This window comes from Neobacillus niacini, assembly GCF_048572935.1.
GTDB classification, from domain to species: Bacteria; Bacillota; Bacilli; order Bacillales; family Cytobacillaceae; genus Neobacillus; species Neobacillus niacini.
This window is the reverse complement of record NZ_CP183883.1, coordinates 165,001-190,669: the sequence shown is the minus strand read 5'-3', so window position 1 is coordinate 190,669 and position 25,669 is coordinate 165,001. Positions and strand designations below refer to the sequence as shown.

Below are 25,669 nucleotides of genomic sequence, written 5' to 3'. Positions count from 1 at the left end.
TGTTTAGTTAGATTAATCATACTTGTTGTACGGATAACATATAACTGTATTAAATATATTTCATAAACCTAAGTAAGATATGACGTCCTCAATCGTATTCTATTAAACTTTAAAAATTTTTCATTGATTATGTAAACGTATTCTTTCTAAAGGGCAGGGGAAAAAAGTGGCTAAATATTCAATTGGTGTCGACTATGGTACGCAGTCAGGAAGAGCCGTTTTAGTTGAGGTTGGGACTGGAAAAGAGGTTGCAACAGCTGTAAAACCATACACACATGGAGTGATGGATGAGTTTTTACCAGATGGAACAACCAAATTAGACCATGATTGGGCTTTACAGCATCCCACAGACTATTTAGAAGTTTTACAGATTACCATTCCAGAAGTATTAGATAAGGCACAAGTTTCCCCGGATGATGTGATCGGATTAGGAATCGACTTTACAGCTTGTACGGTCCTGCCCGTTGATCAGACTGGGACTCCTCTTTGCTTGAAATCTGAATATAGTAAAAATCCCCACAGCTATGTCAAGCTTTGGAAGCACCACGCTGCACAAGATGAAGCAAACCGGCTGAATGAAATTGCTGAAAAACGTGGAGAAAAATTCTTACAACGCTACGGCGGAAAAATTTCTTCCGAGTGGATGATTCCGAAGGTATGGCAAATCCTCGATGAAGCACCTGAAATTTATAAAGCAGCAGATCAAATTTTGGAAGCAACAGATTGGGTTATCTCTCAATTAACGGGTCAAGTAAAACGCAATAGTTGTACGGCAGGTTATAAAGCGATGTGGCATAAACAGGACGGCTACCCATCTAAAGAATTTTTTAAAGCGCTCGATCCTCGTTTAGAAAATGTTGTTGAAGATAAATTATCTACTGATATCGTTCCAATTGGTTCTAAGGCTGGAGAAATCACAGTTGAAGGTGCTAAGTTAACTCGATTGAACCCGGGTACTGCCGTAGCCGTTGCCAATGTGGATGCACATGTTGCCGTCCCAGCAGTAGGAATTACGGAACCTGGGAAACTATTAATGATTATGGGAACCTCTACATGTCATGTTTTACTAGGTGATGAGGAAAAAATTGTACCGGGTATGTGCGGTGTGGTTGAAGATGGAGTCATTCCTGGATATTTGGGCTATGAAGCGGGGCAATCATGTGTAGGTGACCATTTTGAATGGTTTACTGAAAACTGTGTACCAGCAAGCTACTATGAAGAAGCAAAAGAAAAAGGCGTAAATATCCACCAGTTATTAACTGAAAAAGCAAGTCAGTTAAACGTTGGTGAAAGCGGTCTCCTTGCCCTGGATTGGTGGAACGGTAATCGTTCAACGCTTGTAGATGCTAATCTTACAGGCGTGCTTCTAGGACAAACGTTATTAACAAAACCTGAGGAAATATATCGTGCGCTTATTGAAGCGACCGCTTATGGTACCCGGATGATTGTTGAAACGTTCCGTGAAAATGGTGTTCCTGTTAATGAAGTGTATGCGGCAGGAGGTATTGCTGAGAAAAACGCGTTGATGATGCAGATTTATGCTGATGTATTAAATATGAGCATTAAAATATCTGCTTCCTCTCAAACACCAGCGCTTGGTTCTGCTATGTTTGGTGCGGTTGCAGCAGGTAAAGAACGCGGCGGTTATGACAGCATTACGGAAGCGGCGAAGGATATGGGCATAGTCAAAGATGATGTCTATCAGCCAAAATCTGAAAATAAGGTTGTCTATGACCAGCTTTATACGGAATATGCACGCTTATATGATTATTTTGGACGCGGTGAAAATAACGTGATGAAGACGTTGAAAAAAATTAAAAGCGCTAGCTCCGTGGACAGAGTGGGGGAAACAGTATGCTAGAACGACTAAAAAAGGAAGTTTTGGAAGCGAATTTACAGCTTCCAAAACATAACTTAGTGACGTTTACCTGGGGAAATGTTAGCGGTATTGATCGTGAACAAAACCTTGTTGTCATCAAACCAAGCGGTATTCCTTATGAAGAGCTAACGATTGAGGATTTGGTAGTAGTAGATTTGGAAGGCCGGATTGTAGAAGGAAATCTGCGTCCATCATCTGATACACCAACACATCTAGTACTCTATCGTGCTTTTCCAGCCATTGGCGGAGTTGTTCATACCCATTCTCCGTGGGCAACAAGCTGGGCGCAGGCAGGACGTCCAATTCCTGCACTAGGAACAACCCATGCAGACTACTACTATGGAGAGATTCCTTGTACACGTGAGATGACTCAAGAGGAAATTGATCGTGCATATGAGCTTGAAACAGGAAATGTCATTGTTGAAACGTTTGAAAAAGAAGGATTAGATCCTGTTGCTTTGCCAGGAGTTCTAGTGTTTAACCATGCACCGTTCTGTTGGGGGGAAAATGCCAATAAGGCAGTGCACAATGCCGTTGTGCTAGAAGAAGTAGCGAAAATGGCGCTGCATACCTTCCAGCTAAATGCTGGCATAAACCCCATTCAACAACACTTGCTAGATAAGCATTACCTGCGAAAGCATGGGAAGAACGCGTATTACGGCCAAACAAAAACATCGAATCAGACACTTTAAGCATTTTTTTATAGATTATGATTTACCGAAGATTATTAACTATTTTGGGGGGGTTTTACCTTGTTAACAACAAAAGCCTATGAATTTTGGTTTGTAACCGGAAGTCAATTACTTTACGGAGAAGATGTACTTAGAGCGGTGGAAGAAAATTCAAAAACAATTGTAAGCGGTCTAGACCATGATCCGGCGGTTCCATATAAATTAGTTTTTAAATCAGTTGTAAAGGATTCCGATGCCATTCGCCGCTTGATTCTTGAAGCGAATGCGGATGAAAATTGCGCAGGGATTATAACATGGATGCATACATTCTCTCCATCGAAAATGTGGATTGCGGGACTTACATCACTTCAAAAACCATATCTCCATCTTGCAACACAATTTAACCGTGATATCCCTTGGAATTCAATCGACATGGATTTCATGAATCTTAACCAAGCTGCGCACGGAGACCGTGAACACGGGTTTATCGCCAGCCGCTTGAAAGTTAAGCGTAAAGTGGTTGTAGGACATTGGGAAAATGCAGAAGTTAAAGAACGTGTTGGAAGCTGGATGAGAACGGCAGCGGCTTTTGAAGAAAGTAAAAATCTAAAGGTTGCAAGATTCGGTGATAATATGCGCCAAGTAGCGGTTACAGAAGGCGACAAAGTCGAAGCTCAAATCAAATTTGGCTGGACAGTTAATGGATACGGTGTAGGTGACCTTGTTCAACGTATGAACGATGTAAGTGAACAAGAACTTGATCAGTTAATGGCTGAATATGAAAAACAATATGATATTACTCCAGAAGGTCTTACAGATGGACCAGTTAGAGAAAGCATCCGTTATCAAGCAAAAATTGAACTTGGCTTGAAAGCATTCTTGACGGAAGGCGGCTATACAGCATTTACAACTACTTTTGAAGATTTGCATGATATGCGTCAGCTTCCTGGTCTTGCTGTTCAACGCTTAATGGAACAAGGGTATGGTTTCGCTGGCGAAGGTGATTGGAAAACGGCAGCCTTAGTTCGTTTGATGAAAATCATTGCTGGTAATGAAGGTACATCCTTTATGGAAGACTACACTTATCATTTTGAGCCAGGAAATGAAATGGTTCTGGGTGCACATATGCTTGAAATTTGTCCGACCATTTCAGCGACTCGTCCTAAGATTGAGGTTCATCCGCTAGGAATTGGCGGTAAGGAAGACCCTGCAAGAATCGTATTTGATGGAAGAGGCGGTTCTGCATTAAATGCTTCAATTGTTGACCTTGGACATCGGTTCCGTCTTCTTGTAAATGAAGTAGATGCCGTTCAGCCAGAACAGGATATGCCGAATCTACCCGTTGCACGTGTGCTTTGGAAGTGTCAGCCAACTTTAAATCAAGCAGTTGAAAACTGGATCGAAGCAGGCGGAGCTCACCATACTGGTTTCTCTTACAAAGTAACAACCGAACAGTTGAGAGATTTTGCCGAATTAGCTGGAATTGAAATGGTTGTCATTAACAACGACACAAAAACAGAATCATTCATAAATGAACTACGCTGGAATGACGTTATCTATCGTTAAATTCCGACATAAAGGCTACTAGTATGAGAGCCCTTATGGTTAGCGCTTTAGCACCCGGGGAACCATTTGAATTTCAGAGAAATTTTATCTTTATTACTGACTGGAGGAATACTCTTTGAAAAATAATGTCATTGTAAATGCTGATATTACAAAAGGAAAAATTAATAAAAATATTTACGGTCACTTCGCAGAGCATTTAGGCAGATGTATCTATGAAGGAATCTGGGTAGGCGAAGATTCTTCCATCCCAAATACGAAGGGAATCCGTAACGATGTATTAGCAGCCTTAAAGAATATTAACGTTCCAGTTCTTCGCTGGCCGGGCGGCTGTTTTGCTGATGAATATCACTGGAAGGATGGAGTTGGACCTAGAGAAAGCCGTAAGCGTATGGTGAATACACACTGGGGTGGTGTTGTGGAAAACAACCACTTCGGAACACATGAATTTCTGCTACTGTGTGAGTTGCTAGAATGTGAGCCGTATATTTGCGGAAACGTGGGAAGTGGTACAGTTCAAGAAATGTCTGAATGGGTTGAATATATGACATTTGAAGGTGAATCACCAATGGCAAACTGGCGCCGGGAAAATGGTAGAGATGAGCCGTGGAAAGTAAAATATTTTGGTGTAGGGAACGAAAACTGGGGATGCGGTGGTAACATGCGTCCTGAATATTATGCAGATCTTTATCGTCAGTATCAGACGTATGTACGTAACTATGGCGGCAATAAAATCTATAAAATTGCCGGCGGGGCAAACACGGATGACTACAATTGGACAGAGGTATTAATGAAGAACGCTCACTGGTTAATGGATGGTTTAAGTCTTCACTATTACACGGTCCCTGGTGATTCCTGGAGTCATAAAGGATCAGCGGTCGATTTCGTTGAAGGCGAATGGTTCGTTACGATGAAGAAAGCTTTTCGTATGGATGAGTTAATCACGAAACATAGTACGATTATGGATAAATATGATCCAGATAAGCGTGTCGGTATGATTATCGACGAGTGGGGAACATGGTTTGATGTTGAACCTGGAACAAACCCAGGATTCTTATATCAGCAAAACACCATCCGTGATGCGCTAGTAGCAGGTTTACACTTTAATATTTTCCACAATCACGCTGACCGTGTTCAAATGACCAATATTGCTCAAACGGTTAATGTTTTGCAAGCAATGATTTTAACGGAAGGCGAGAAGATGATTCTTACTCCAACTTATCACGTGTTTGATATGTACAAAGTTCACCAAGATGCAGAACTGCTTGCTGTGGATTCTGACTTTGGCAGCTATGAATATAACGGACATACGTTACCGCAGGTAACCGTATCTGCTTCAAAAAATACTGAAGGTATCGTTCACATTAGCTTTTGTAACATTGACCATCAGAAAGAAGCAGTCTTAGATCTAGACCTTCGTGGTGTAATTGGAGATGAACCAAAGGTTTCAGGAACAATCATTACGGCTGACTCCATGAATGCTCATAACACATTCGAACAGCCAGAGGTTGTAAAGCCTGCTGCGTTCACAGGTGTAAGTGTTGAAAATAATAAATTATCTATCAAACTACCAGCCATGTCTGTTGTTACATTAGCGGTTGAATAATTTGTGAGGGGGAGTAAGCAGTGCGCAAGCAAAATCTATGTAAAGGCTGCGTTGAAAGTGTGATCGTAACAGAGGAAGTCATCCAGGAGCTCGTGAAGGAAGCGGAAGTGGATTTATCTGTTATTGTATCAGACGAAATTTACTTAGAACGATTAAAGATTTGCGATAGCTGCCCTTCTCTTCAATATGGCACCACTTGCGCACATAGCGGATGTATTGTCCGATATCGGGCCAAATTTAAAAACAAAAGCTGTCCAATTTCAGGGAAGCCAAAATGGGAAAAGGCTGTTTAGGAATTATAGTTTATTAGATACAAAGCCGTTGCTTTTGCAAACCTATCAGATTGAAGAAGGGAACAGGGGAACATGGCCAATAATAAAGCAAAAATGATTTTAGAAAAAGACTTTAAAGTCTCTGAAATAGATAACCGAATCTATGGTTCTTTTATTGAACATTTAGGACGTGCAGTATATGGCGGCATTTATGAGCCAGGACACCCACAAGCCGATGAGAATGGTTTCCGCCAGGATGTAATGGAAATGGTTAAGGAGCTTCAGGTTCCGCTTGTACGTTATCCCGGTGGTAACTTTGTTTCCGGATATAACTGGGAGGATGGGGTAGGTCCAGTAGAAAGTCGTCCGCGTCGGTTAGATTTAGCATGGCGTACAACAGAAACGAACGAAATGGGCACTAACGAGTTCATGAAGTGGGCGCAGTTAGTCAATGCGGACGTAAATATGGCTGTGAACCTTGGAACCCGTGGTATTGACGCTGCTAGGAATCTAGTAGAATATTGCAATCATCCAGGCGGTTCTTACTATAGTGATCTTCGTATTTCTCATGGCGTAAAGGACCCGTACAAAATTAAAACCTGGTGTCTGGGTAACGAAATGGATGGTCCGTGGCAAATCGGTCACAAAACAGCAGTGGAATATGGGCGCCTTGCTCAAGAAGCTGCGAAAGTAATGAAGTGGGTTGATCCTACAATTGAGCTTGTTGCATGTGGAAGCTCGCACCGCAAAATGCCGACCTTTGCTGACTGGGAAGCGACGGTTCTTGACCATACATATGATCATGTAGAGTTTATCTCGCTGCACCAGTATTACGGAAACCGTGACAATGATATTTCAAATTATTTAGCATTGTCACTTGAAATGGATGATTTTATTAAATCGGTTATATCAATTGCAGACTATATCAAGGCGAAAAAACGCGGTAAAAAGAATATCAATCTGAGCTTTGATGAATGGAATGTTTGGTATCACAGCCATGAGGCAGATAAACAAATTGAACCATGGGGTATTGCACCGCCTCAGTTAGAAGATATCTATAACTTTGAAGATGCTTTACTCGTTGGATGTATGCTGATTACTCTTCTAAAGCATGCGGATCGTGTGAAAATTGCCTGTCTGGCTCAGTTGGTCAATGTTATTGCGCCAATTATGACAGAAGAAAATGGTCCTGCGTGGAAGCAAACGATTTTTTATCCTTATATGCATACTTCTGTGTATGGACGCGGTGTTTCGTTAAACCCGATTATTTCAAGTCCTAAGTATGACAGTAAAGATTTCACGGATGTGCCATATTTAGAGTCGACAGCTGTTTACAATGAAGAGCATGAAACATTAACGATCTTTGCTGTAAACCGTCATCTAGAAGAAGGATTAGAACTGGCTGTGGACATCCGTAACTTTGATGGGTATGAAGTAGTCGAGCATATTGTTCTAGAAAACGACGGCAATTTAAAACAAACGAACTCTGCGAAAGGTACACCTGTTTCCCCGCATTCTAATGGGAATGCAAGAACCGAAAATGGCGGAGTTTCTGCTGTATTACCTAAGTTATCTTGGAATGTAATTCGCTTGGCAAAGCGTAACTAATATCGCTTTTTCCATACCTCTTTGTTACATTTGCTAACGGACAGGTATGGAATCGTTTTTTCTATTTATCCTCTTAAGGAAGGGTTGAACGCTATGAAGATTTTGAAAGAGGAGTTTGGTAGGAAAGATAACCAAACTGTTTTTTTGTTTACTCTCGTTAATAATCATGGAGTAGAAGTTGGCTGCATTAATTATGGCTGTATTATTACAAAAATCATTACTCCTGATAAAGAAGGAAACTTTGAAAATATTGTTATTGGATATGATACGTTGAAGGAATATGAAAATGATCCTTATTTTCTAGGCGCTGCAATTGGCCGTGTCGCTGGGAGAATTAAGGCCGGTTCCTTCGATCTGAACGGGCAAACATACACACTAGCGAAAAATGAAAATATTAATCATCTCCACGGTGGAAATAAAGGGTTTAACCAAATGGTTTGGAAAAGCGAAGTAGTCGAAAATGAACAGGAGATTGGAGTTCGATTCACTTATTTAAGTCCGAATGGTGAAGAGGGTTATCCAGGGAATTTAAATGTTTCGGTTACTTACACCTTGAATAATGAAAATGAACTATCGATACGTTATTCTGGCGTGTCTGATGAGGACACACTGCTAAATATGACGAATCACTCTTATTTCAATTTAAGTGGGAATTTAAAACGAGATATATTGAATCACACTTTACAGATAAAAAGCGATAAGTTTCTTGAGTTAAATGATGAGCTGCTTCCTAGCGGAGAAATGCTCGATGTTAAAGGGACGGCATTTGACTTTACAACAGAGAGAATGATTCAAACGGGAGTGGATTCAGACCATCCGCAAAATAGATTAGCCGGCGCTGGGTATGACCATCCATTCCTATTAAATACACAACATAATGAAGAAATTATTCTAAAAGACATCGAAAGTGGACGGACCTTAACCATTGAAACAGATGAAGCAGGGGTGGTTGTCTATTCTGGCAATATGATGAAATCGGAAGGAGAGATTGCCGGGGTACCAGCACGTAAGTACTTGGGGATTTGCTTAGAGACTCAGGGATTACCGGATGCGATTCATCACCCTCAGTTTCCTTCCTGGGTATTAGAAAAAGACAGAGAGTATTCTTCCGTAACCGTCTATAAATTTGGGAATTTAGAAAACTGATACTGTTTTAAGGGAGCAGGAGGAATTTAAGTGGAAAACTATAAAGCCGAACTCATGACTCTGGCCCAACGATACTGCTTTCGGATGATGGAAGCAAGGGTGTTTTGGTTTACCATGTAAAGAACTACACAGAGATTGTCGGCGATCCGTTATACAATCCGAACCGCCATACCTGTGCAAAGGAATTTACTTGGAATCTTGATTGGACACCAAACTTTGGTTTCCCAAAATAAAAAATTGACGAACGATAAGGTTCATATCAGCTTCTTGATATGAACCCTTTTCTGTAAAAAAAGGCGGGCAGCAAGATGGAAAGTTTACAAGATTCACAGGAAAGACGTATGACTCTGCGTGCCATAACATGGCCGATATTTATTGAAATGTTACTGCAAATGATTATGGGGAGTACAGACGTCATCATGCTATCCCATATTTCTGATGATGTTGTCGCAGCAATAGGTGTAGCGAATCAACTAGTCTTTTTTGCTATTCTCCTATTTAACTTTACAGCGACTGGAACAGCGGTTTTAATCTCGCAGTATTTAGGTGCAGGTTTGAAAAAGGACGCCAAAAAAGCATCTGCGATCTCCTTAACGATGAATCTGGGTATGGGTTTGGTTGTCAGTGTATTGTTTGTCATTTTCAAAGGACCGTTATTATCTATTTTCCACCTTGATAAGGATATAGCGAGTATTGGATACGATTATTTTTCGATCGTCGGCGGTACCCTATTTCTGCAGGCTATGCTTGTCACTGTTTCTGCCATTTTGAGGTCCAATGGCTTTACAAGGGAAGCGATGTTTGTGTCAGTCATGATGAACATCATCCATTTAATTGGAAACGCCTTAGTCATTTATGGGTGGTTTGGATTTCCTGAAATGGGCGTTAAAGGGGTAGCACTATCGACTGCTTTCAGCCGTGCAGCAGCATTAGTCGCCGCGTTTTGGTTCATGTATAAGCGACTTCCGATCAGAATGGAATGGAATGATTATATCGATTTCCAATTAACGCATATTAAAAAAATATTAAAAATAGGCATTCCTGCTGCTGGGGAACAACTTAGTTACAATACGAGTCAGATGGCGATGACGGCAATTACAGCCCTTCTCGGCGCAGTAGCTTTATCTACCCGTGTTTACACATGGAATATCATGTCCTTTATTATGTTATTTGCTTTAGCTGTTGGTCAGGGAACACAAATATTAATCGGTTATCGTGTAGGAGCTGGCGATTTTGCAGGGGCCTATAAACAATTATTAAAGAGCCTTAAAGTCAGTTTTATTATTACGATTGTTATAGCAATACTTATTGCTATTTTTAGAGAATCTCTTATAGGTCTTTTCACAGATGATCCGGAAATTATTAAAGTCGGAAGTACACTTTTATTATTATGTCTAATTCTGGAGCCTGGAAGAACATTGAACCTTATCGTGGTCAACTCTCTCCGTGCTACCGGTGATGCGGTTTTTACCGTGAAAATGGGAATTCTGTCGATGTGGGGAATTGCTGTTCCTGTGTCGTATTTACTAGGAATACAGGTTGGTATAGGGTTAGCAGGAGTGTGGATTGCCTTTATTGCAGATGAATGGTTCAGAGGAATCGTCATGTATTTTAGATGGAAAAGCAGAGCGTGGGAAAAGAAAGTACTCGTTGATAAAAAGCAAGCCATTACTAGTTAAAAACTGAGGAGGAGAACGATAAATGAAATACCGCAGACTTGGAAACAGTGGATTAAAGGTTAGTGAGATTGGATTAGGGAGCTGGCTGACCTATGGAAAAGCGGTCAATAATCTGACTGCACATGATTGTATTCATAAAGCCTATGAACTTGGGATTAACTTCTTTGATACAGCCAATGCCTATGAAAGTGGAAAGGCAGAGGAGGTATTGGGTGAGGCGTTAAAAGAATACCCAAGAAGTTCATACGTTGTAGCAACGAAGCTATTCTTTCCGATGGGTTCTGGACCGAATGAGCGTGGATTATCCAGAAAGCATATCGTGGAACAATGTGACGCCAGTCTAAAACGTTTAGGCGTGGATTATATTGACCTCTATCAATGTCACCGCTATGACCCAGAGGTACCGATGGAGGAAACATTGCTGGCCCTTGATGATTTAATAAGGCAAGGGAAGATCCTTTATGCAGGTGTAAGCGAATGGAGTGCTGCCCAAATTGAGAAAGCTGTTGGGATCGGTAAGGAGTATCGCTTAAGACCGATTATTTCCAATCAGCCTATTTACAATATGTTTGAAAGATATATTGAAGATGAAGTACTGCCAATATCGGCCGAAAAAGGGATTGGCCAAATTGTTTTCTCACCGTTAGCGCAGGGTATATTAACAGGTAAATATAAGCCTAATACAGAAAAACCAGCGAATAGCAGGGCGGCAAATGATGCAACTAACTTTATCATCAATAGCTATTTCCGGGACGATGTTCTAACGGTGGTGCAGAAATTAAATGGTTTAGCTTCTGAATTAGGGGTTACGTTAAGTCAGTTGGCATTGGCGTGGACTCTCCGTCATCACATCATTAGTTCGGCGATTATCGGTGCGAGCAAGACAGAGCAAATTGAAGAAAATGTAAAAGCGGTGGATATCAAATTGGAGCAGGATGTTTTACAAACGATAGATTCAATTCTTGAAGAAGTAAAAGACTTTACGCCGTTAAGATAGCAATTTTTTAATGAAAGGAAGTGATGGTTGTTGATAAAGGTCTATAAACAAGGAGATTCTTTAGTAAAAGAAATGAATGAAACGCGAATTCATGATGGTGCTATTTCGTTTTGGAATTTAGGGCAGTCAGGAATCTTGATGAAAGGCAGAGAGGAAGATGGATTAATTTGTATTGATCCTTACCTATCAAATAGCATGGAACAGGCAAATCCTGAAACAGAATTTAAACGGGCATTTCCACCTGTTCTTCCTCCAAGCATGCTGGAAAACACCGATGCGATTTTAATTACTCACGAACATGACGATCATTTAGATTTTACGACGTTAAGAGAAGTCGGACAAAATAAGGTGGTTGTTCCAGCACCGCTCGTATCAATGGTCCAATCGGAAACAGGCAACAAGAACATAGTAGCAGCAAAAGCGGATGAATATCTTCGTATTAAGGGATTTCAGATTACACCTGTTCCAGCAGCACATACTGATTATCAAGTTGATAAGCATGGGGATCATCTATTTTTAGGGTATGGTCTAGAAGTAAATGGTGTTCGCCTGTTTCATAGCGGTGATACGATTGTCACCCCAGAATTAATAGAACAAATCATAGAATTCAAACCTCATGTTGTATTCCTGCCAATTAATGGCGGAGACTATTTCCGCAATTCACGACAAATAGTTGGAAACATGAGCTTTCGTGAAGCGGTGGAATTTTCAGTTACGGTAGGGGCAGACCTGGTTATTCCAATTCATTATGATTTGTTTCCCAATAATCGGGACAATCCTGCTTATTTTGTAGATTACTTGCTTAATCATTATCCAAATCAAAAGTTTCATATGATGGCACCTGGAGAACGTTTTATTTATCACCTGTAAAGGTTGAGCATTCAAACTTGGAGGAAAAAGATGAATAACTCAAAAGGCTTTGATAACGTTAATTTTTACGATAAAGTTTGGAACTGGTAAGCGGCCGCATATCTATAATGGAAAAAGACTTTGGGGGGACTGTGCCTCAAAGTCTTATTTACATTTATTATGCTGCTAAGTTTAATTTATGTTTTCGCTTATAAACCACTTTTGATAATAAAACACTGCATTCATATAAAAAGATTAACGGGATGACTACCAAAATATCAGATAAGAAATCCGGCGGAGTAATTAACACTGCCGTTACAATGAGAACGAAGTAGGAGTATTTACGAATCTTTTGTAATCGGTACGGATTTAATACTCCAAGACTCGTCAAGAACATGATTACCACAGGAAGTTCGAATAAAAATCCAAAGGGCAAGGTCATATGCAGTAAAAACGTAAAATACTTTTCTGTGGTAAAAAAGGTCATAAACATATCCTCCGACATGGAGAGAAGGAACTGAAAAACGATCGGGAAAATGATAAAATATCCAAAACTAATACCAACAATAAATAAAAGGAATAATGAAGGAATATAGGCCAATGTTACTTTTCGCTCCGTATCTTTCAATGCCGGCCGAACAAAAAGCCAAATTTGATAAGCTGCGATAGGAATCGTTCCTGAAATGGCGACCACACAGGTTAGCATTAAATATACCCATAAAATATCGCTTGGGCCTAAAATTGCTAGTTGTACCTCAAGGTCCTGAACCAGCCATTGATAAATATCTTGAACATAGACAAAGGCTAAAATAAACAAAACCATAAAGGCCCCGAGTATGATGATCAGTCGTTTACGTAATTCTTCAAAATGGCCAATCAAAGCCATATCATGATTAGACATTGTAAATCCTCCTTAGAAAAAGAAGACGCAAGCACCATATTCTGCCTGCATCTTCCCGAGATAAGTGTTAAATCGTCTTTTCCTCTTTTTTAGGCTGTACTTTACTAGGGTCCTCATCGGAAACCAATTCACGTGTCGATTTTTTAAATTCCTTTAAGGTGGAACCCACAGCACGTCCTAATTCCGGTAATTTTGAAGGTCCGAAAATGATTAATGCAATGACTAAAACAAGAATTAAACCGGGAATGCCTATATTCTGTAGCATAATATCCTAACCTCCTTTAGATGGCTTTTTTACGCTGATAACAATATTGAAATAGCTTATACGTAGCTTTGCTCTTACAAAGATGACAACGAAAGGATTCATCCTCAGTAATTAATTTAATGTGAGGAACATACATAAGCCTTAGGGCATCCTTTACGTGGTTTGAACATACGAACATAATAAGAATAGGCTCCTTCCGCATGACCTTATTTAAAGCTGCCGCCTTGAACAGCTACTAAGCAAGAACGTCCAAAAGATTGACCAGGGTAAGGGTTCCAAGTATCTGGGTGCTGAACATCTAAGAATAATGTTTTTTCATCTGGAGTTAACCAAGGACCAGTTACTTCACAGCCTTTAGGTCCCGAAGCAAATTGGAGTGGTTCTCCATAGTTCTTACCATCTGTAGGAATCATGAATACACCACAGTTTTTATAAGCAGCATATTGATTTGTTTCCGTTGCACTGTAATCCTCTACCACCCATAGGTTGCCTTTGCTGTCAAAGTGAAGGTTATCTGGACAAGTAATACCGCTTTGCTGGCCGCCGGAAATAAACACTTCAAACGTGAACGCTTCACTAGCGTGGTCGCCGTTAGCAGGTACGAAACGGACAATTTGTCCGTGGAAATTTCCGTGTCCTGTATTGTTCGTTAATGCTAAAAAGACAGATCCGTCATGAGGGTGAATTTCTACATCCTCTGGACGATCTAATTTCGTACCGCCAACAGCAAGTCCTGCTGCACGTGCATTCGTTAGGACATCCGCTTGGTCCGCAAATCCACTTAATTTTGGATTTGTTGCATGGTCAAGCGCAATCCATTTTTGCTGGCTCATGCTGGCCACATATAAAGTTCCGCTTTCTAAAATATTAAAGTTGGCTTCCCGATTGGCAGGATTAAATTTCTTACTGCTGATGAATTTATAGAAGCAAGCATCACCCTTATCGTCCCCCATATAGACAACCACTCTGCCATCATTGGTTAAGCCCATTGCTGTATTTTCATGGGCAAAGCGACCTAGGGCCGTATGCTTGCGAACAGCTCTTTTTGGATCAAATGGATCGACCTCGACTACCCAGCCGTAGTGATTATCATCAAAATTTGGCCAGCCATAGTCGTCGCCGTATTCTGTGTTTTCTTCGCAAGATAGGACCGTATTCCATAAAGTACGTCCGCCGCTGCAATTTCCTAATGAACCAACCACACTTGTTGCTCCGCCAACAAACTTGCTTCCACGTGCGGGACCTGTTAATTCAATTGGAGTATTGCCATCGACACGGCGATTATATGTATCATCTAACACAAGTTTCCATCCATCTTTTTCTTTCTTAACGTGGATGACCGACCCGCCGACTGCTTCTTTTTCCATCTTAAGAAGCTCTGGATAGTTTGCTAGATTTTCTTTTTTGAAAGTAGATTCATTGATTCCTAACATCTTCATATAGTTACCGGGTTCTGGGAATTCATGATTGACCCAGATTAAGCCTTCTTCGGAATTGTTTCCACCTTTTAAGCAATCCATTGGAAAATAAACCGTTAGGTCTGCTGCATCCCCGAATTTTTCACCCTTTGAATTAATCACATCTCCATAAGAAGCAATAATAGAATAGTTGTAGCCATTAGGCAGAACCATATCGTTTTCCCATGTACGGTTAATTGGTTTGAAAGGTGAGGTAAATGATTTGCCTTTACCATTAGGCTGTCCATTCATTAAGTGGTTTCCAGTCATCGCATTCCCTGTTAATGCCCCAATTCCTGATGAAGCGGCGACTAATGCGGCGGTACTACTTCCAACGTACGTTAAAAATAAACGGCGATCCATATCATGATTCTCCCTTTTTTGGTAATTTAGTTACTTTCATTCTGATTATAGGCAGTAGTTTTGCTAATGTTAATTAAGGGAATGTAAAGATTTGTTAAGATAGGATAAACTTTTTTAATAATCTGTAAATATTGTGAAGACGAACAAAAGTGAAAAATTTTATCGTAGCTTTATGGTATGGAATTTCTTTTGTTAAGTAGAAGAATAATAAGGAGCAATGTGAATCGGAGGGATTAGAGTATGGAGGGTTTTCATCAGAGTCCAAATATCTATAGCAGCGAAGTCAATTTGAAAGTGAAAAATTTAGACTATGCCCTAACTTTTTATCAAAACATTATGGGGTTTAAGGTACTAGAGAAAGCAGATAGGAAAGCTGTATTAACTGCTAATGGAAAAACACCGTTAGTCACGTTAGAACAGCCTGAAAATGTGATAGCGAAGGAAGGACGGACGTCAGGACTTTACCACTTTGCCATACTGCTTCCTAGCCGTGCTGATTTATCTGTTTTTTTACGTCATTTTCTTAGCACAGGATATGAACTCGGTGCTGCAGATCATTATGTAAGTGAGGCGCTTTATATAACGGATCCGGATGGTAACGGGATAGAAGTTTACCGAGATCGTCCATCAAACGAGTGGTCATGGAAAGATGGCTTGGTGGACATGGCAACAGTGGAACTGGATGGTAACGGGTTATTGGCAGAAAGTGAGGCGGAATGGACAGGGCTGCCGCCTGGAACGATTATGGGGCATATTCACCTCCATGTGGGAGATCTGCAAAAAGCAGAAGAGTTTTACACAAAAGGACTGGGATTCACGGTTGTCAGCCATTATCCGCAGGCAGTCTTTTTATCAACAGGAGGTTATCACCATCATATTGCCATAAATATGTGGCAGGGAGTTGGGGTCCCAACACCACCGAAGAATAGTGTAGGGCTTAATTGGTATTCACTTGTATTTCCAAATGCTGCTGAGAGAGAATCAGCAACGGAACGCCTTAAACAGCTAGGTGCGAGTGTGGAAAAAGAAGCAGATTATTATGTAACGAGAGATCCATCGGGAAATCAAATTCGGTTGGTGTTATAGAGCTATTAACTGTGAAGCCAGAGGAATCTGGCTTTTTTTGTTGGTATCAAACTGGAAAAATATCCAAGAAATATTGTTTTTTGTAAAATAAGGTGATATAGTACATTACAACAGTAATGTACTATATCGGAAAGGAGGAACAGGGTTGATTCTTAATATGGACGGTACAAAGCCGATTTATTTGCAAATTTCCGAATGGCTGGAGAGGGAAATTCTGAATGGGAATTTTGAAAGTGATCAAAAAATTTATTCTCAGTATCAGCTTGCAGAAATGTTTACGATCAATCCAGCAACCGCGGCGAAGGGGTTAACACTGCTGGTTGAGGAGAATATTCTCTATAAAAAGCGCGGGCTCGGTATGTTTGTTTCGAATCATGCGAAGCAGATTATTTTGAACAAACGCAAAAATCAAACCTTAAAAAAATTAGTTCTTGAAATAGTGATGGAAGCAGAACGGTTGAACGTAAGCAGAGAGGAACTAATTCAAATGATCCAAGATGTAAATGTAGAGGAGGCAGGGGAATGAACATCATTGAGTGCAGAAGTTTAACCAAAGTTTATGGTGCGGTAAAAGCGCTGAACAATCTTTCTTTTGAATTACAAGAAAATAAGATTACAGGTTTAATAGGGAGAAATGGAGCGGGCAAAACGACGCTATTAAAAGTTATTGCCGGTTATTATAGAGAGACTTCAGGTGAAATAAAGGTTTTTTCAGAAAAGCCTTTTAACAATTTGTTGGTCTCAGCCAATGTGATGTATATAAATGACCAAATGAACTTTCCGACAGCATTGAGTTTAAAAGAAATATTAAATGTTTCCTCTACCTTTTATGAGAATTGGAACCACGAGCTTGCTGATCGCCTTTTTGACTACTTCTCCTTTATTCCGACACAGCAATATAACAACCTTTCAAAAGGTATGAAAAGCACCTTCAATATGATCGTAGGTTTATCTGCACGCTGTGCCTTAACCATGTTTGATGAACCAACAACCGGGATGGACGCAGGTGTAAGGAAAGATTTTTACCGGGCGCTGCTAAAAGATTACATTGATTGTCCTCGCACGATATTACTCTCAAGTCATCACTTGGATGAGATTGAGGATATATTGGAAGATGTTTTGCTTTTAAAGGACGGAACAAAACTTCTTCATATTCCAGTGGAAGAGTTAAAAGAATGGGCAATTGGAGTTCAGGGGTCGACCATAGCTGTGAACGAATGGACTAAGAATCGAGAGGTCATCCATTCAAAAAACGTTGGTCTTGATCGAATGTATGCGGTGGTAAAACAGAATGGCTCTGAGTCTGAAATTCAGCGGGCAAAAGCAGCAGGACTTGCGATTACTCCTATCTCTTCAAGTGATGTTTGTGTGTATTTAACGAGCAAAAATAAAGGGGGAATTGATGATGTCTTTATCTAGGATTAGTGTACAGGAGGTTGTAAAAAAGCAATATTCTTATAAGCTTAGGTCTTACATTCAAGTGTTTATGTCGCTTGTGTTTATCCAAGTATTGGGGATTTTGTTTTCGTTTAATGGAGTTGGAATGATGGGCACCAGCAGTAATTCATTCGATATTAGTGTGCACTTCTATTCTGCTGATATCGTTGTTGTTTTCACGATGCTCTGGGGATTCATTACTTCCATTCTGATTACAACCCAAGCCTATCGAAATGATGATTTTGCGTTTATTACGAATAGATTGTCGAGTAACTTATCCAATATTTTGTTTTTATTGACCATAAGTCTGGTTGGCGGATTAACGGCGCTGCTATCCAGTCATGTAATAAGAATATTGATGTATGTACTAGGGAAAAGTGAATACCTCTATACACCCACGGATGTGTCTGAGTGGATTATTGGTTTAATCGCCACGGTCCTTTATATATTAGTTTGTTCGGCAGTAGGTTATTTTTTCGGTACACTCGTTCAGCTTCATAAGGTATTTGCTGTTTTGCTGCCGGTCGCCTTTTTGGGGATATTGATTGTAGGAGCAGGTACTATGAATGAAACTATTATTCAAAAGGGTTTTGAATTTATTTTTGAGGAGGCCTCTCTGGCTTTATTTATAGTTAAAATAGGGTTTTTGGCAGCCTTACTTTTTACAGGTTCGGCACTAGTGTCGAATCGAATGGAGGTGAGATAGATGATATCAGTTGTGCCAATCGTTATCGTAGTTATCATGGTCATTGCAATTACTTCTCTATTGGTCAATCTGACTAAGCGCAGCAGGAGTGTGTTATTCTCTGGGAGTCGAATACGGTGGATGTTTGTTGGCTATCTAAGCATTTTGCTCATCTGCACGGGAGTGAGTCCATTGCTGCCAAAGGGAGAAATCACCTACCAAAAGGTTGATGGGAATCAGTTGGAAAGAGATAGCAATGAGTTATATGAGGCAGCGATTAAAGGGAATATTGAAACCGTGGATAGTGAATACATCGTGAAAACTCGGAAATTTGATTATACTGAAAAACAGTTAAATATTGCAGTCCTAAATGACGACTTTCTTAGCACCTCCATTTTTGTTGAGAGAAAAACAAGCAATGATGGGAAAATTGAAGCTCTCCAGTATCAAACAGGTTCAGGTATAAATGATTTATCTATATCAGACTTACTTCAACCGCTTAAAATCAATATTGATAAAAACACATTAATACTTGAAAATCCTGAAAAATTAACACTGGAATTCTCCCAATTTCAACAAGCATTCCCCATCAACCAATTCAACGGTAAGGGCGGCTTCAGTGACTCAAGCCACTTCATTAACGGAACCAGTATCCTTTACCTAAAAATACCAAAAGACTTAGAACTTACTACCACAAACGAAATTGTTCTGGAATACGTGGAATGATTTTTGTATGGGTGAAAAACAAAAGCCTAATCCCTTATCATTGGGATTAGGCTTATTTATTAAGCAGTTTTACTAATTGGAACGTTCTTTTCTTTCTGCTTTTTAGATGAAACATACACTCCGCCTAGAATGAGAATAAATCCTGTAATCATGGATAAATGAATCTCTTCCTTAAGAATAATCGCACCCCAGAGCATTGCGGATATCGGCACAAGATATGTGACTAAAGAGGCAAATTCCGGGCTTCCTTTTTGAATACAATAGTAATACAAAAGATAGGCAAAGCCAGATCCGAATACACCAAGACCAACTAATGCCCCAAAAATAGAAGGTTCAAGCATCATGGTAAAAATAGATTGGTCTGTAAAGAGTACCATAATGAAACTAAAAATAGCAGAAACCGTTAGTGTACTAACCGAAATCATCGTAACGCTAACATTTACTAAGTATTTCTTCGTAAGGTGTGTTGAAAAACCATAACAGAGAGTAGCGCCGACCATCGTGATTAAACCAACAACGGACTGGTCCATAATATTCGTAACATCAACGCCAGACAGTATGATGATTCCAAAGAAACCTAGTGCAATCCCTAACCACTGGAACAACCGTAATTTATTTTGAAAGATAATAAAACCTATAATCAGTGTCCAAATTGGTGTTGTAGCATTTATCAATGAAGCATAGCTGCTAGTAATTTTCGTCTCACTTAGCGCAATCAAATACCAAGGAATCGCATTATTGAGAAGTGAAACAAGAATAATCTTTCCTATCGGCAGCCCTTTAAATCCCTTCCAGTCTTTTTGAAAGGCAACAATCAATAAAAGAATAACTGTCCCAAATAAACATCTTCCAAAAACGACTCCCCAAGCTCCGAGTGGTTCAACTAAGAGCTTGATAAATAAAAAGGACGTTCCCCAAATTAAACTTAAGGTAAATAAAGCCCCATATAACCTAACCATCTTTCTCATCCCCTATCCATAAACAACGATAAACCAGGTGCCTTACATCGTCAATCACTATAATAAATCTAAAAAGATTTGATATAATGATAACCAGTGTGATGGAACAAGTGATTATTAAATATGGCTCTATTAAAACTGAATGTTGATTTCACTGTGTTTGGAAAATAAGCGGAGAATTTCCGTTTAAATTGGGAAATACTCATATTTCCTTAAAAATAAGCGGGGTTTTTCCGCTTATTTTATCTAAATCCTTTGATTTTGTCTTATTTTAAGCAGTTAACCGGAGTTTCTCCGCTTATACCTGCTTCTTAAGGTTCCTCTATATACATTAGCCGGAAATTCTCCGCCTATGAATTCTCAACCTACTTGAAATCAACAATAAATCATAATAGAACCTTAAATATAAATGAACCTCGGAGAGGAGCAGGACTTTTGGATATTACGTTAAGTCAAAAACAGATAAAAGAAATGTGCGGAACTGTCTCCTTTAAACGAGGGGATTCTTTTTATAGAGCGGGAAAGGTATCGTTTGATTATATAAGTAATAATCGTTGTGAAGCGACGGTTAAAGGGACCGAGGACTTCTTTGTCACTATTAACAAAGAAGAGAACGGAGACCTTCATACGGCATGCAGCTGTCCAACACTTCTATCTGTAAAAAACGATTGCCAGCATATTGCTGCCGTATTGCTTGCTATTCATGACCATCAACAGAACGGACTAGTGCCTAAAGTGCGAAGTGGGGAACAGGTTGATCCTTCAACGAGTCAGGCGCTGACAGAAGGATTGCTCACTCTTTTTACAAATCAACCAAAAAGGCCAAGTAGACATCAGCTCCATTTCGAGAATAGACAGGTTCTGCGAGCAGAATTTCTATGTAAACCTGTGGATATTGGAAACGGGAGAAAGCTGCTAGGTATAGAACTGAAGATTGAGCATGAAAAAGTGGCAGATATCCGCCAGTTTCTCACTCATCTAAAAGCAGGGCTGCCAAGTGCGCTTTCCGATACGCTTATCTTTAATACGAGTCTTCATTGTTTTAATAAAGAGACAGATGATGTAATGCAGCAGTTATTCCTAGTGGTTCAAGATGAAAAGTCATACGTGAATGCAATGGCAGACAGCTTAGAGGAATCATTCTCCCCTAATCTTTTGCTCATACCACCATCATCCTTTAATCAACTCTTACCTTTACTTGTAAAAGCTCCACTAGTGAAAGTTGAAAATGATGGGGAAACGTATGAAGGTCTTCATCTCACGGATAAAATGCTTCCTCTCCAGTTTAGTTTTACATCAGGAGAGGATGGAGGCTGCCATCTCAGAATAAAAGGAATGAATCATTTTATTGTATTGGATTCTTACCACTTTGTTCTATATAAGGGTAAGTTCATTAGGCTTGAAGAAACGGACAGCAAGCGATTGGCCAACCTTAAAGAAATGTTGGAAGCTTCAAAAACCAATCAAATTGAGATTCTGCCTGAACAGTTGGATTATTTTTTAGAAAACGTGGTCCCGGGTTTAAAAAGACTCGGAAAGGTTGAACTGCCTCAGAATTTAACGAGCACCCACAGGAAAACACCTTTAGTCGCCAAACTTTATCTGGATCGGTTGAAAAGTCGCCTGTTAGCGGGCTTGGAGTTTCAATACGGTAATATTGTGATTAACCCGTTAGATATCCCTCGAGAATTGCAGAACGGACTCGTATTAATAAGGGACCTAGAAAAGGAAAAGCAAATCATTCAACTAATGGAGGAAAGCTCGTTTGCTACGACAGACAGCGGCTACTTCTTGCATAATGAAGAGTTGGAGTATGAGTTTTTATATCATGTTGTTCCTAGGCTACAAAAACTAGTACAGATATATGCTACAACAGCAGTCAGGAACCGGATTTTTAAAGAAAATACCATTCCAAGGATTAGGGTTAAGGTAATAAAAGAGCGAACAAATTGGCTGGAATTTAAATTCGATATGGATGGAATCCCGGAAAGGCAAATAAAAGAGATTTTATCCGCACTTGAGGAAAAAAGAAAATACTATCGGCTGCGGAATGGGGCGCTGCTCTCGTTAGAAACAAGAGAATTTGAGGAAATCCAACGCTTCCTACAAGCCGCACCTGTCCAGGCGGAGGATCTTGAAGCAGGGTTGAATGTACCAATACTTCAGGGATTAAAGCTGCTTGACTCTGTTGAAGATGACTCAACATTTACACTTGAGGATTCGTTCCGTCAGTTCTTGGATACCATCCAAAATCCTAGCAGTATGAAGTTTGAGGTACCGGAACTGGTTGCGCCAATTTTAAGGGACTATCAAGTTCAGGGCTACAAATGGTTGAAAACACTTGCTAGTTATGGATTCGGAGGGATTCTTGCAGATGATATGGGGCTGGGGAAAACACTTCAAAGTATTACCTATATCCTTTCAGAGCTTCCTGGTGTTCGTAAAAACAAGCTGCCAATACTGATTGTCTGTCCAGCATCATTAACCTATAACTGGCTTAGTGAAATCAAGAAATTTGCCCCAGGAGTGGAGGCGATCATTTTTGATGGAAGTAAATCAGAGCGTGCAGCTAAACAAAAACAACTCTCTGATTCAGATATTGTGATTACTTCATATCCTTTATTGCGAAAAGATATACTCTGGTACGAGAAACAAACCTTTCATACCGTGTTTTTTGATGAAGCGCAGGCGTTCAAAAACCCAATAACGCAGACGGCTAGAACTGTAAAGAGAATCAAGGCTGATCACCGTTTTGCTCTAACTGGTACACCTGTTGAAAATTCATCTGAGGAGCTTTGGTCGATCTTCCATGTTGTATTCCCTGAACTTTTTCGAGGGCTGAGGGATTTTAGCCACTTAACAAGGAAGCAGATTGCGAGAAGAGTGCGTCCATTTTTACTGAGAAGGTTAAAGGAAGATGTGCTAGCAGAGCTTCCTGAGAAGATAGAGTCAGTTGATTTAGTGGAGCTGCTGCCAGAACAGAAGAAACTCTATGGAGCTTATTTAGCGAAACTAAGACACGACACGCTAAAGCATTTGGATAAAGACACACTTCGAAAAAATAAAATTAAAATCCTCGCAGGTTTGACAAGGCTTAGGCAAATCTGCTGCCACCCATCTTTGTTTGTTGATGGATATAAAGGAAGTTCTGCTAAATTCGAACAGCTGCTAACGATCTTAGAGGAATCTAGGCAGGCTGGAAGAAGAGTATTGATATTTTCGCAGTTCACGAAAATGCTTCAGTTAATCGGCAGGGAAATGGCGCTTCAAGGGCAGCCTTACTTCTATCTTGATGGACAAACCCCAGCAGAAGATAGGCTAGAGCTCACAAATCGATTTAACAAAGGAGAGCGGGACCTTTTTCTAATTTCCTTGAAAGCAGGCGGAACAGGTCTGAATTTAACTGGTGCGGACACTGTTATCCTCTATGATCTTTGGTGGAATCCAGCGGTTGAGGAACAAGCAGCGGACCGTGCTCACAGGATGGGGCAAACAAATATTGTACAAGTCATCAAATTGGTTGCGCGAGGCACAATAGAAGAAAAAATGAATGAACTGCAGGATAAAAAAAGAGAATTAATAGAGGAAATTATTGATTCGAAAGATAAAGGAACTTCTACTCTAACGGAAGAAGATATTCGAGAGATATTAATGATTTAAATCTTTTAAAAAAAGCTAAAGGGATCATAATAGAAAGGAAACCTTTAGCTTTTTTGATTTTTTGTGTGCTCCTAAATCGCCTGTTCAATAAACCGAATAAGAAGGTAACAAACCATCTTCATTTAATTGATTTAGCCCATATGTTTTCAACTTCAACATAGATGATACTAAGAGCAATTAGTGGTTCAATGATACTTCCTGGAATGATCCGCAAATCTTCCTTGGTAAACGAGATTTGTTACTTGGTGGACTTTTATTGTTGATTGCTGGCGGAACAATGTTAATAGTAAGACGAGGTTTTAGTGCGGCTAGAAGTAAATAGAAACGTTTATTTGCAATTATATTGTTTCAAATATGTACGCTTGCCAGCTTTTAAATCCATTTGTAAGAAGAACAGTAACTTTTTTTAAATAATATTTATTATTCTATTGATTTTTCAAAAGTATAATAGTAATATAGTAAATCTGACGAGGGAATAAATCAAAAATAGATTGATTCTTCATCAGTCAATAGAATTTAGATTGACATAATGAATGTGATTTAGTAATATAAATTCTGTTGTCGATTTCGAAAAGATATTTTAGAAAAGTAATTGACACGATTGAAGCGAGATGTTATATTGATAACCTGCTTCAAAAACATTGTTCTTTGAAAACTAAACAAACAAGAACGTCAACAAACAAATTTTTAGCTTTTTATAAAAGCTAAGCCAACGTAACAAAATGAGCTAATCAACTTTCTTGGAGAGTTTGATCCTGGCTCAGGACGAACGCTGGCGGCGTGCCTAATACATGCAAGTCGAGCGAACCATGAGGTGCTTGCACCTCTTGGTTAGCGGCGGACGGGTGAGTAACACGTGGGCAACCTGCCTATAAGACTGGGATAACTTCGGGAAACCGGAGCTAATACCGGATAATCCTTTTCCTCTCATGAGGGAAAGTTGAAAGTCGGTTTACGCTGACACTTACAGATGGGCCCGCGGCGCATTAGCTAGTTGGTGAGGTAACGGCTCACCAAGGCGACGATGCGTAGCCGACCTGAGAGGGTGATCGGCCACACTGGGACTGAGACACGGCCCAGACTCCTACGGGAGGCAGCAGTAGGGAATCTTCCGCAATGGACGAAAGTCTGACGGAGCAACGCCGCGTGAGCGATGAAGGCCTTCGGGTCGTAAAGCTCTGTTGTTAGGGAAGAACAAGTACCGGAGTAACTGCCGGTACCTTGACGGTACCTAACCAGAAAGCCACGGCTAACTACGTGCCAGCAGCCGCGGTAATACGTAGGTGGCAAGCGTTGTCCGGAATTATTGGGCGTAAAGCGCGCGCAGGCGGTCCTTTAAGTCTGATGTGAAAGCCCACGGCTCAACCGTGGAGGGTCATTGGAAACTGGGGGACTTGAGTACAGAAGAGGAAAGCGGAATTCCACGTGTAGCGGTGAAATGCGTAGAGATGTGGAGGAACACCAGTGGCGAAGGCGGCTTTCTGGTCTGTAACTGACGCTGAGGCGCGAAAGCGTGGGGAGCAAACAGGATTAGATACCCTGGTAGTCCACGCCGTAAACGATGAGTGCTAAGTGTTAGAGGGTTTCCGCCCTTTAGTGCTGCAGCTAACGCATTAAGCACTCCGCCTGGGGAGTACGGCCGCAAGGCTGAAACTCAAAGGAATTGACGGGGGCCCGCACAAGCGGTGGAGCATGTGGTTTAATTCGAAGCAACGCGAAGAACCTTACCAGGTCTTGACATCCTCTGACACTCCTAGAGATAGGACGTTCCCCTTCGGGGGACAGAGTGACAGGTGGTGCATGGTTGTCGTCAGCTCGTGTCGTGAGATGTTGGGTTAAGTCCCGCAACGAGCGCAACCC

The 25,669-nt window shown here is 40.4% G+C and carries 20 protein-coding genes and 1 rRNA gene (1 of these 21 cut by a window edge); 17 read left to right on the top strand and 4 right to left on the bottom strand.

Going from position 1 to position 25,669, the window contains the following annotated elements; all coding sequences use genetic code 11:
* Nucleotides 1-166: 166 nt before the first annotated feature.
* The 10 genes from araB (at nucleotide 167) to ACN6MT_RS00915 (ending at nucleotide 12,291) form a co-directional block, all read left to right on the top strand.
* Complete coding sequence (araB, locus tag ACN6MT_RS00960; protein WP_419954442.1) at nucleotides 167-1,861, top strand: ribulokinase; 1,695 nt, start codon at nucleotides 167-169, stop codon at nucleotides 1,859-1,861.
* A complete protein-coding gene (araD, locus tag ACN6MT_RS00955) occupies nucleotides 1,855-2,571 on the top strand; it encodes an L-ribulose-5-phosphate 4-epimerase (protein ID WP_419954441.1) in 717 nt (238 codons plus the stop codon). Before araB ends, araD begins: the two co-directional genes overlap by 7 nt.
* Nucleotides 2,572-2,631: 60 nt before the next feature.
* Entirely contained in the window at nucleotides 2,632-4,116 is a 1,485-nt protein-coding gene (araA, locus tag ACN6MT_RS00950) for an L-arabinose isomerase (RefSeq protein ID WP_419954440.1), read from the top strand.
* 115 nt (nucleotides 4,117-4,231) lie between these two features.
* Nucleotides 4,232-5,719 (top strand): alpha-N-arabinofuranosidase, encoded by a 1,488-nt coding sequence (locus ACN6MT_RS00945; protein ID WP_419954439.1) that lies wholly within the window; start codon nucleotides 4,232-4,234, stop codon nucleotides 5,717-5,719.
* A 20-nt stretch (nucleotides 5,720-5,739) separates the two neighbouring features.
* Entirely contained in the window at nucleotides 5,740-6,012 is a 273-nt protein-coding gene (locus ACN6MT_RS00940) for a DUF6171 family protein (protein WP_419954438.1), read from the top strand.
* Between the two features lie 72 nt (nucleotides 6,013-6,084).
* Nucleotides 6,085-7,599 carry an alpha-N-arabinofuranosidase gene (locus ACN6MT_RS00935; RefSeq protein WP_419954437.1) on the top strand — a complete coding sequence of 505 codons (1,515 nt, stop codon included), beginning with the start codon at nucleotides 6,085-6,087 and terminating at the stop codon, nucleotides 7,597-7,599.
* A 93-nt stretch (nucleotides 7,600-7,692) separates the two neighbouring features.
* Nucleotides 7,693-8,745 carry an aldose epimerase family protein gene (locus tag ACN6MT_RS00930; protein ID WP_419954436.1) on the top strand — a complete coding sequence of 351 codons (1,053 nt, stop codon included), beginning with the start codon at nucleotides 7,693-7,695 and terminating at the stop codon, nucleotides 8,743-8,745.
* A gap of 308 nt (nucleotides 8,746-9,053) precedes the next feature.
* Nucleotides 9,054-10,424, top strand: a complete 1,371-nt coding sequence (locus tag ACN6MT_RS00925) for an MATE family efflux transporter (protein ID WP_419954435.1) — start codon at nucleotides 9,054-9,056, stop codon at nucleotides 10,422-10,424.
* A 22-nt stretch (nucleotides 10,425-10,446) separates the two neighbouring features.
* Complete coding sequence (locus ACN6MT_RS00920; RefSeq protein ID WP_419954434.1) at nucleotides 10,447-11,421, top strand: aldo/keto reductase family protein; 975 nt, start codon at nucleotides 10,447-10,449, stop codon at nucleotides 11,419-11,421.
* Between the two features lie 30 nt (nucleotides 11,422-11,451).
* Nucleotides 11,452-12,291, top strand: coding sequence for an MBL fold metallo-hydrolase (locus tag ACN6MT_RS00915; protein ID WP_419954433.1), 840 nt, complete (start codon nucleotides 11,452-11,454; stop codon nucleotides 12,289-12,291).
* Between the two features lie 157 nt (nucleotides 12,292-12,448).
* On the opposite strand, the gene tatC is transcribed toward ACN6MT_RS00915, so the two are convergent.
* From tatC to ACN6MT_RS00900, 3 genes are all read right to left on the bottom strand, one after another.
* Nucleotides 12,449-13,171 carry a twin-arginine translocase subunit TatC gene (gene tatC, locus ACN6MT_RS00910; protein WP_419954432.1) on the bottom strand — a complete coding sequence of 241 codons (723 nt, stop codon included), beginning with the start codon at nucleotides 13,169-13,171 and terminating at the stop codon, nucleotides 12,449-12,451.
* A 67-nt stretch (nucleotides 13,172-13,238) separates the two neighbouring features.
* Nucleotides 13,239-13,436 (bottom strand): twin-arginine translocase TatA/TatE family subunit, encoded by a 198-nt coding sequence (locus tag ACN6MT_RS00905; RefSeq protein WP_179603340.1) that lies wholly within the window; start codon nucleotides 13,434-13,436, stop codon nucleotides 13,239-13,241.
* A gap of 206 nt (nucleotides 13,437-13,642) precedes the next feature.
* Nucleotides 13,643-15,256: a PhoX family protein gene (locus ACN6MT_RS00900; protein WP_419954431.1), complete on the bottom strand. Its 1,614-nt coding sequence runs from the start codon at nucleotides 15,254-15,256 to the stop codon at nucleotides 13,643-13,645.
* A gap of 240 nt (nucleotides 15,257-15,496) precedes the next feature.
* Between ACN6MT_RS00900 and ACN6MT_RS00895 the strand changes: the two genes are divergently transcribed.
* The 5 genes from ACN6MT_RS00895 (at nucleotide 15,497) to ACN6MT_RS00875 (ending at nucleotide 19,190) form a co-directional block, all read left to right on the top strand.
* A complete protein-coding gene (locus tag ACN6MT_RS00895; protein ID WP_419954430.1) occupies nucleotides 15,497-16,342 on the top strand; it encodes a VOC family protein in 846 nt (281 codons plus the stop codon).
* Nucleotides 16,343-16,487: 145 nt separating this feature from the next.
* A complete protein-coding gene (locus ACN6MT_RS00890; RefSeq protein ID WP_419954429.1) occupies nucleotides 16,488-16,868 on the top strand; it encodes a GntR family transcriptional regulator in 381 nt (126 codons plus the stop codon).
* A complete protein-coding gene (locus ACN6MT_RS00885) occupies nucleotides 16,865-17,761 on the top strand; it encodes an ABC transporter ATP-binding protein (RefSeq protein ID WP_419954428.1) in 897 nt (298 codons plus the stop codon). Before ACN6MT_RS00890 ends, ACN6MT_RS00885 begins: the two co-directional genes overlap by 4 nt.
* Nucleotides 17,745-18,485 (top strand): hypothetical protein, encoded by a 741-nt coding sequence (locus ACN6MT_RS00880; RefSeq protein ID WP_419954427.1) that lies wholly within the window; start codon nucleotides 17,745-17,747, stop codon nucleotides 18,483-18,485. Before ACN6MT_RS00885 ends, ACN6MT_RS00880 begins: the two co-directional genes overlap by 17 nt.
* Entirely contained in the window at nucleotides 18,486-19,190 is a 705-nt protein-coding gene (locus ACN6MT_RS00875; protein ID WP_419954426.1) for a hypothetical protein, read from the top strand. It begins immediately after the preceding gene.
* A gap of 59 nt (nucleotides 19,191-19,249) precedes the next feature.
* On the opposite strand, the gene ACN6MT_RS00870 is transcribed toward ACN6MT_RS00875, so the two are convergent.
* A complete protein-coding gene (locus tag ACN6MT_RS00870) occupies nucleotides 19,250-20,149 on the bottom strand; it encodes a DMT family transporter (protein WP_419954425.1) in 900 nt (299 codons plus the stop codon).
* 435 nt (nucleotides 20,150-20,584) lie between these two features.
* Between ACN6MT_RS00870 and ACN6MT_RS00865 the strand changes: the two genes are divergently transcribed.
* Nucleotides 20,585-23,809 (top strand): SNF2 helicase associated domain-containing protein, encoded by a 3,225-nt coding sequence (locus ACN6MT_RS00865; RefSeq protein WP_419954424.1) that lies wholly within the window; start codon nucleotides 20,585-20,587, stop codon nucleotides 23,807-23,809.
* Nucleotides 23,810-24,546: 737 nt separating this feature from the next.
* A 16S ribosomal RNA gene (locus ACN6MT_RS00860) occupies nucleotides 24,547-25,669 on the top strand (it continues 427 nt past the right edge of the window).